Annotated in this window: 10 protein-coding genes; all 10 read left to right on the top strand. The window is 68.9% G+C overall.

Annotated elements, in window-relative coordinates; all coding sequences use genetic code 11:
- On the top strand, positions 1 to 204 hold a 204-nt coding region (locus ACXJKH_RS10195), incomplete at its 5' end, for an autotransporter outer membrane beta-barrel domain-containing protein (protein WP_457319346.1).
- Positions 205 to 369: 165 nt separating this feature from the next.
- Positions 370 to 2,013: a malonate decarboxylase subunit alpha gene (gene mdcA, locus ACXJKH_RS10190; protein WP_457319345.1), complete on the top strand. Its 1,644-nt coding sequence runs from the start codon at positions 370 to 372 to the stop codon at positions 2,011 to 2,013.
- A 10-nt stretch (positions 2,014 to 2,023) separates the two neighbouring features.
- Complete coding sequence (mdcC, locus tag ACXJKH_RS10185) at positions 2,024 to 2,344, top strand: malonate decarboxylase acyl carrier protein (RefSeq protein WP_457319344.1); 321 nt, start codon at positions 2,024 to 2,026, stop codon at positions 2,342 to 2,344.
- On the top strand, positions 2,341 to 3,237 hold the full coding sequence (locus ACXJKH_RS10180) for a biotin-independent malonate decarboxylase subunit beta (protein ID WP_457319343.1): 897 nt from the start codon (positions 2,341 to 2,343) through the stop codon (positions 3,235 to 3,237). Before mdcC ends, ACXJKH_RS10180 begins: the two co-directional genes overlap by 4 nt.
- Positions 3,228 to 3,932, top strand: a complete 705-nt coding sequence (gene mdcE / locus ACXJKH_RS10175) for a biotin-independent malonate decarboxylase subunit gamma (RefSeq protein ID WP_457319342.1) — start codon at positions 3,228 to 3,230, stop codon at positions 3,930 to 3,932. Before ACXJKH_RS10180 ends, mdcE begins: the two co-directional genes overlap by 10 nt.
- Before the next feature lie 3 nt (positions 3,933 to 3,935).
- Positions 3,936 to 4,574 (top strand): malonate decarboxylase holo-[acyl-carrier-protein] synthase, encoded by a 639-nt coding sequence (gene mdcG, locus ACXJKH_RS10170; protein ID WP_457319341.1) that lies wholly within the window; start codon positions 3,936 to 3,938, stop codon positions 4,572 to 4,574.
- The gene (gene mdcB, locus ACXJKH_RS10165) at positions 4,571 to 5,455 is read left to right on the top strand and encodes a triphosphoribosyl-dephospho-CoA synthase MdcB (protein ID WP_457319340.1); all 885 of its coding nucleotides are present in this window, start codon (positions 4,571 to 4,573) and stop codon (positions 5,453 to 5,455) included. Before mdcG ends, mdcB begins: the two co-directional genes overlap by 4 nt.
- Positions 5,452 to 6,369 (top strand): malonate decarboxylase subunit epsilon, encoded by a 918-nt coding sequence (gene mdcH, locus ACXJKH_RS10160; RefSeq protein WP_457319339.1) that lies wholly within the window; start codon positions 5,452 to 5,454, stop codon positions 6,367 to 6,369. Before mdcB ends, mdcH begins: the two co-directional genes overlap by 4 nt.
- Positions 6,370 to 6,456: 87 nt before the next feature.
- A complete protein-coding gene (locus ACXJKH_RS10155) occupies positions 6,457 to 7,800 on the top strand; it encodes an SLC13 family permease (protein WP_457319338.1) in 1,344 nt (447 codons plus the stop codon).
- 74 nt (positions 7,801 to 7,874) lie between these two features.
- Positions 7,875 to 8,452 (top strand): GntR family transcriptional regulator (locus tag ACXJKH_RS10150; protein ID WP_457319337.1); only part of this gene is annotated, 578 nt, incomplete at its 3' end.

Below are 8,452 nucleotides of genomic sequence, written 5' to 3'. Positions count from 1 at the left end.
TGGCTGCACACCCGCGCCGAGTCGCAGGTGTGGATGGACGACGAGCGCGTGGACGCGCGCATTCCGCGCAGCCGCGCGGAAGTGAGTGCCGGTGCGTCGCTGAAGTTTGCCAACGGGCTCGGAGCCTGGGCGGGGTTGGCCCGGCAGCAGGCCAGTGGGTACCACCAGACCAGTGCCCAGCTGGGGATGAGTTACAGCTGGTGATGGGATGAGTTAGAGCTGGTGCTGGAATGGAGCCGCCCTTGGGCGGCTCTATTTTTGGGTCAATGCATGGATCCTGGGGGCTGGGGGTGGGCCAGCGCCCCTCTTGCCCCCACCAAATAGCGGTGGTAGCTTTGTAATTACAGCGTAATTATGAAGAGGCGCCCTATGGCTCGAGACTGGAACACGCTTGCGGATCGCCGCCAGGCAAGATTGCAGCGGGCCACCGATGCCGGGCTTGGGCGCCAGGTGCCCCATGCCGAGGTCACCCGACTCCTGCACACCGTGCTGGAACCCAGCGACCGGGTCTGCCTGGAGGGCAACAACCAGAAGCAGGCTGATTTCCTCGCCGAGTGCCTGGCCCAGCTCGACCCGGCCGAGATCCACGGCCTGCACATGGTCCAGTCCGTGTTGTCCCTGCCCTCGCATCTGGATGTCTTCGAGCGCGGCATCGCACAGCGCCTGGACTTCTCCTTCTCCGGTCCGCAGAGCGGACGACTGGCCAACCTGGTCGCCGAGGGCCGGATCGAGATCGGGGCGATCCACACCTATCTGGAACTTTTCGGCCGCTACTTCATCGACCTCACCCCGCAGGTCGCGTTGATCGCCGCCCAGGCCGCTGACCGCCACGGCAACCTMTACACCGGCCCCAACACCGAAGACACCCCCGTGATCGTCGAAGCCACCGCATTCCGTGGGGGCATCGTGATCGCCCAGGTCAACGAGATCGTCGACACCCTCCCCCGCGTGGATATCCCGGCCGATTGGGTCAACTTCGTCACCGAGGCGCCGCGCCCGAATTACATCGAGCCGCTGTTCACCCGCGACCCGGCCCAGATTTCCGAGATCCAGGTGCTGATGGCGATGATGGCCATCAAGGGCATCTACGCCGAGTACGGCGTGCAGCGCCTCAACCACGGCATCGGCTTCGATACCGCCGCGATCGAGCTGTTGCTCCCCACGTATGCCGAATCGCTGGGGTTGAAAGGCAAGATCGGTACGCACTGGGCGCTCAACCCGCACCCGGCGCTGATCCCGGCGATCGAGTCCGGCTTCGTGCAGTCGGTGCATTCGTTCGGCTCCGAGCTGGGCATGGAGCGCTACATCCAGGCGCGCTCGGATGTGTTCTTCACCGGCAGCGACGGCAGCATGCGCTCCAACCGCGCGTTCTCGCAGACCGCCGGCCTGTACGCGTGCGACATGTTCATCGGCTCCACGCTGCAGATCGATCTGCAGGGCAACAGTTCCACCGCCACCCGCGACCGCATCGCCGGCTTCGGTGGGGCGCCCAACATGGGCTCGGATGCACGTGGCCGTCGCCATGCCAGCCCGGCCTGGCTCAAGGCCGGCCAGGAAGCGGCCCTGCCCGGGCAGATGCCGCGCGGGCGCAAGCTGGTGGTGCAGATGGTAGAGACCTTCCGCGAGCACATGGCGCCGGCCTTCGTCGACCGTCTGGATGCCTGGGACCTGGCCGAGCGCGCGAACATGCCGCTGCCGCCGGTGATGATCTACGGCGATGACGTCACCCACGTGCTGACCGAAGAAGGCATCGCCAATCTGCTGCTGTGCCGCAGCCCGGAGGAACGCGAGCAGGCGATCCGCGGCGTGGCCGGCTACACGGCGGTCGGCCTGGGGCGCGACCGTGCCATGGTCGAGAACCTGCGCGACCGCGGCATCATCCGCCGCCCCGAAGACCTCGGCATCCGCACCCGCGATGCCAGCCGCGACCTGCTGGCGGCGCGCTCGGTCAAGGATCTCGTGCGCTGGTCCGGCGGGTTGTACAACCCGCCCAAACGCTTCCGCAACTGGTAAGGGGCACGCCATGGAAACCCTGCGTTATCGCTTCCCCGGGCAGCATGATCTCTCCGAGCGCGATCACCACGCGCTGGTCGGCGTGGTCGCCTCGGGCAATCTGGAAGTGCTGATCGAACCCACCCCGCTGGACGGTGCGATGGAGATCGAGGTGATCACCTCGGCCACCGGGTTCGACACCATCTGGCAGGCCGTGCTGGCCGATTTTGCCGCGCGCCATCCGCTGCGCAACGTGCGGCTGTCGATCAACGATGCCGGCGCCACCCCGGCGGTGGTCAGCCTGCGTCTGCAGCAGGCACTGGAAACGCTGCAGGAGGGAGACCCGTCGTGAGCAGTCACAGTTTCTACGAGGCCGATGCCCGCGAGCGCATCCACGGCTTGCTGGATACCGGCAGCTTCACCGAATTCGTCGGCCCCGGCCGGYGCATCATCAGTCCGCACCTGGCCCAGCTCGACCAGCCCGGCGCGTTCGATGACGGCATCGTGGTCGGCGCGGGCAGTTTGAACGGCCGCAGTGTCCTGATTGCCGCGCAGCAAGGCCAGTTCATGGGCGGCGGCGTGGGCGAAGTGCACGGCGCCAAGCTCACCGGCCTGCTCGAACGTGCCGTTGCGGTGCGCCCGGACGCGGTGCTGCTGCTGCTCGACAGTGGTGGCGTGCGCCTGCATGAGGCCAACGCCGGCCTGATCGCGATCTCCGAGATCATGCGCGCGGTGTTGGCCACGCGCGCGGCCGGGATTCCGGTGTTCGCGCTGATCGGCAGCGGCAACGGCGCGTTCGGTGGCATGGGCATCGTCGCCCGGTGCTGCACGGCGGTGGTGATGTCCGAGGAAGGCCGGCTGTCGCTGTCCGGCCCGGAAGTGATCGAGACCGTGCGCGGGGTGGAGGAGTTCGATGCGCGCGACCGCGCCCTGGTGTGGCGCGTGACCGGTGGCAAACACCGCTACCTGATCGGCGATGCCGTGCAGCTGGTGCCGGATCGCATCGAGGCGTTCGGCGACGCTGCAACGTCACTGATGGCTGCCCACACCGAGGCCGACGACCCGTTGCAGGCCCTCGAGCAGGCGCACGCCCGGCTTGGTGCGCGGATCGACGCCTACGGCAGTTGCCGCGATGGCCTGGACGTCTGGCGCCTGCAGGGCATCGCCGATCCCGAACAGCTGCCGTTGCTGGAGACCGCTGATTTCCTCGATGCGGTCAAGGACCGGAGCCTGCCATGGAACTGACCCCCCTGCTCGACGCGCTGTTCCCGCTCGGCCACGCGATCACCCGCAACGACGATGTGCTGGGCGGCACCGCCACCACTGCAGCGGGCGAGGTCACCGTGATCGGTACCGCCAACAAGCTGGAAGTCGGTGTCGATCACGCACTGACGCTGGCCGCTACCGTGCTCGCCAGTACCCGCGAGCATCCGCAACGGCCGATCGTGATGCTGGTCGATACCGCTGGCCAGCGGCTGGCGCGACGCGATGAAATGCTCGGCATCAACAGCTACTTCGCGCATCTGGCCCGCACGCTGGATCTGGCCCGCCGCCGCGGCGCTCCCCTGGTCAGCCTGGTCTATGGCGAGTCCGTGAGCGGCGGCTTCCTGTCGTTCGGGTTGATGGCCGACCGCATTTTCGCCCTGCCCGAAGCGCAGGTGCGCGTGATGGACCTGCGCGCGATGGCCCGCGTCACCAAACAACCGCTGGAGAAATTGCAGGCACTGAGCCAAAGCTCCCCGGTGTTCGCACCGGGCGTGGAGAACTACGTCAGCATGGGCGCGGTGGAGGCCGTCTGGGAGGGCGACCTCGCGCAGGCGCTGGTGGACGCGCTCAAGGCACCCATCACCGGCGATCAACGCCGCGCACGTGGCGCCGAGCGCGGCGGCCGCCGRTTGGCTGACGATGTCGCCGCTGCCGTGGCCGCAGGCGAGGCCTGAACCATGCGCCGGCACGACCTGGTCTGGCTCGATCCGCAGGCACCGTGGCAGGTGCTGACCGCGGGCGCGGAGGTGCGCCTGCGGGCGTGGGCCCAGGCGCGACTGCCGTTCGTGGTGGCGCGGCGCGACCCGGCCAGTGAGGGTGACCAGCTGCGGCTGGGCGTGCCGCTGCCACTGGCCGAGCAGCGCCAGCGGCTGTCGCTGCGCGTTGATCCGTCCGCCGTCCTGCGCAGCGCACCCCCGCCGCTGCTGGCCGAGGTTGCCGCGGATATCGGCCCGGCATGGCGTGAACGACTCCACGGCCTTGTCTCCGATACGGCCACCCTGCCCGCAGCCCCCCGCGTGTTCGGCAGCGCGGCATGGCAGCACCTGACCGGCCTGCCCTACCTGCACGACGGATCCGATCTGGATCTGCTCTGGGAGGTAGCCGACACCCGGCAGGCCGATGAGATCGTCGCCGTGCTGCACCCGCGTGAGCGGCAGCATCCCACGCGCCTGGACGGTGAGCTGCGCTTCCCGGGCGATCGCGCGGTCAACTGGCGCGAGTACGCCAGCGGCGCAAGGCGCCTGATGGTGAAGGGTGACGATGCGTGCTGGCTGGTGCCGCGCGAGGCGCTGGCCGCCTGGAAGGTCGCCGCATGAACGCCGTTCGCCAGCCCGTGCCTGCTACCGCAGCACCCTGCTCCGCCGACGCGCGTCGTCTCGGCCGCTTGGCCATCGCGAGCCTGCACGCCGAGCTCGCCTGCGCGCCCAAGCCCGGCCTGGTCACCCCCTTCAGTCGCGGCAGCCACAGTGACATGGATGCCGGCACGTTCCTGCGCAGTCTGTTCGCGCTGCGCGGTTACTTCGTCGCCATCGCGCAGGCCGGCGGCAACGATGCGCCGTTCGAGGCCCTGCGTTCGCTCGGCATCGCCGCCGAAGCCACGATGCTGCGCGCCACCGGCGGCATCAACACGCATCGCGGGGCGATCTTCAGCCTCGGGCTGCTGGTCGCGCAGTCTGCCCGCCTGCACGCCAAGTCTGCCCGCCTGCACGCCAACGGCGTGCGCGCGCCCTCGGGCGATGCGGTGTGTCGCGGTGTTGCCCAATGGCGATCGGCGCTGCTGGACGCCCCGCTGAACCCCGAGAGTCCCGGCCAGCGTGCCCGCCGCCGGCATGCCGTACCCGGTGTCCGCGAACAGGCCGCCGCCGGTTACCCGCTGCTGCGGGAACTGGCCCTGCCGACCCTGCAGCGTGTGCTGCGCACCACCCGGGACGCCGAGGCGGCGCAGGTGGAAACCCTGATGACGTTGATCGCCCACGTGGTCGATCTGAACCTGCTGCACCGTGGCGGTGAAGCCGGGCTGGCGTACGCGCAGCACCAGGCGCGCAGCTTTCTCGCGGAGGGCGGTGTCCAGCACCCGGCTTGGCGCGACCGCGTCAGCGCCATCGGCCACGCCTTCGAGCAACGTCGGCTCAGCCCGGGCGGCAGCGCCGACCTGCTGGCCTGCACCTGGTTCCTGCACCTGCAGGCGCGCGCATGAGCCTGGTCCTGCTCTGCCCGGGCCAGGGCGGCCAACACCCGGCGATGTTCGCGCGCGTTCGGGACGACGCGCGGGTACGCCCCATCCTCGCGCAGGCCAGCGACGTACTGGGCACGCCGGTGGAAGCACTTGCCGCCGAGGACGTGCGCTTCCGCAACACGTTCGCCCAACCCTTGGTCTGCGCCGCAGCGCTGGCGCACTGGGCCGCGTTGCGTGACCGGTTGCCGACGATTACCGCGGTTGCCGGTTACAGCGCCGGTGAGCTGGCCGCGCATGCGGTGGTCGGCAGCATCGACAGCGCGACCTGCCTGCACCTGGCCGCACGCCGCGCCGCACTGATGGACGCCGCCTCGCCGGCCGATGCCGGCCTGATCGCGGTGATCGGCCTGGACGCCCCCCAGATCACAGCACTGTGCGCCGGGCAAGCGGTGCATGTTGCCATCGTCAACGGCCCGGACCACGTGGTGCTGGGCGGCCTGCGCACCGGACTGGAGGCCGTCGCCGCCGCTGCCGCCCGTCAAGGCGCGCGCACGGTGTCTCTGCCGGTGGATGTCGCTGCACATACGCCGCTGCTGGCAAGCGCCGCGCAGGCGTTCGAGGGGGTGCTGCGTGACACCCCCCTGCAGGCACCGCGACTGCGCCTGCTGGCGGGCATCGACGGACGCAGCGTGGGCGATGTCGCGCGCGTGGTGCACACGCTGGCCGCGCAGATCGGACAGACCGTGCAGTGGCAGCAGGTGCTGGAACAGGCGGTCGAACGCGGCGGCAAGGTATTTCTCGAGCTGGGCCCGGGCTCGGCGCTGAGCCGCCGGGTGCGCGAGCTGCATCCGCAGCTGCAGGCACGCTCGGTGGAGGATTTCCGCACGCTGGAGGGCGTGCGGGAATGGGTGGGCGCCGCATGCGCACGCGCATGAGCGGCCACCCGAAGGTGTAACACCGGCAGTTCCCAGGTGGCGGGTCGCCATCATGCTGCACGCGTATCAAGTGTCTCGGGAGGGCGCATGAGTCCGCAAATCGCAACKATCATCGGCTTGGTGATCATGTTCATCGTGGCCACGGCCCTGCCCATCAACATGGGTGCCGTCGCCTTCGCGCTGGCCTTCATCATCGGCGGCCTGTTCGTCGGGATGGAGGGCAAGGAGGTCCTGGCCGGCTTCCCGGGTGACCTGTTCCTGACCCTGGTCGGCATCACCTACCTGTTCGCCATCGCGCAGAAGAACGGCACCATCGATCTGCTCGTGCATTGGGCGGTCAAGGCCGTACGCGGCCACATCGTCGCCATTCCGTGGGTGATGTTCGTGGTCACTGCGGTGCTGACCGCCTTCGGTGCGCTCGGCCCTGCGGCCGTGGCGATCATCGGCCCGGTGGCGCTGCGCTTTGCCAAGCAGTACCGGATCAACCCGCTGATGATGGGCCTGCTGGTGATCCATGGCGCGCAGGCCGGCGGCTTCTCGCCGATCAGCGTGTATGGCGGCATCACCAACCAGGTCGTGCAGAAGGCGGGGCTGGAAGTCACGGAAATGGCCGTGTTCCTGACCAGTCTGGGCTTCAACCTGCTGATGGGCATCATCTGCTTCTTCGCCTTCGGTGGGCTGGCGTTGATGCGCCGCGCGCCCACGGCGACCGCGCCGCTGGTGGCGGGCAGCCAGGCTTCCTCGCGTCAGTTCGCGATCGAAGGCCATGGCGCGCTGGTGTCGGCCGGTGGCGGCACGCTCTCCAATGATCCGGACGCACTGGATGACGTGCGCATCAACCGCGAGCGCGTGTTCACCCTGATCGGCCTGCTGGGCCTGGGCATCGCCGCCCTGTTCTACAACCTCAACGTCGGTCTGGTCTCGATCACCGTCGCGGTGGTGTTGGCGCTGCTCTCGCCCAACTCGCAGAAGGGCGCGGTGGATGGCATCAGCTGGTCGACCGTGCTGCTGATCAGCGGCGTGGTCACCTACGTGGCCGTCCTGCAGCAAGCCGGCGCGGTGGATTACATCGGGCATGGCGTGGGTGCGATCGGCATTCCGCTGCTGGGCGCGCTGCTGGTCTGCTATGTCGGTGGCATCGTTTCGGCGTTCGCGTCGTCGGCGGCCGTGCTCGGCGCCACGATTCCGCTGGCGGTGCCGTTCCTGATGCAGGGGCATCTGAGCGCCGCCGGCGTCATCTGCGCGTTGGCAATCTCCTCCACCGTGGTGGATGTCAGCCCGTTCTCGACCAACGGCGCACTGGTGGTGGCCTCGGCCGCGAAGGAAGAGCGCGAAGCCCTGTTCCGCCGCTTCCTGGTCTACAGCGGCCTGGTGGTGGCCTTCGGCCCGCTGCTGGCATGGCTGCTGTTCGTCGTGCCGGGCTGGATGTGAGCCCACGGCGGGCCTGCCCGTCAGGCCCGCCATGACCCGGTAGAATGCTGCACACCCCTCCATGAAGCGCTGCCATGCCGTTGGCCCCTGGTCCCCGCCTGTCGAAGAAACGCGTGCCGCTGTATGAAGAAGTGGCCGAGCGGCTGCGCCAGAAGATCTACGACTATGCGTTGCCACCGGGCGAATGGATCGACGAGCCGATGCTCGCCGAGGAACTGGGCATCAGCCGCACCCCGCTGCGCGAGAGTCTGAAGCTGCTGGCCGCCGAAGGGTTGGTGCAGCTCGATGCCGGTCGCGGCAGCCGCGTTACCCGGCTCACCCTGGAAGACCTCAACCAGCTGTTCCCGGTGATGGCGATGCTGGAAGGCCGCTGCGTGCACGAGGCGGTCAAGCGCATCGATGAGGAGGGCGTGGTCCAGCTGCAAGCGCTGCATGACGCGATGGAGGCCGCCGCCGCTGCGGGCGACCTGGCCGAGTATTACCGCAACAACTACCTGATTCACGAGAGCCTGCAGACCCATGCCGGGAACCCGTGGCTGATACGCGTCACCCACGACCTGCACCGCATCCTGAAGATGCATCGCGGCCGGCAGTTGCTGACCCCCGGCCGCATGGCGCAGTCCTTGGCCGAGCATCGCGCCCTGATGGAATG

The organism is Stenotrophomonas sp. P5_B8 (assembly GCF_054049855.1).
The sequence above is the reverse complement of the archived record's forward strand: the minus strand, read 5'-3'. Positions and strand labels throughout refer to the sequence as shown.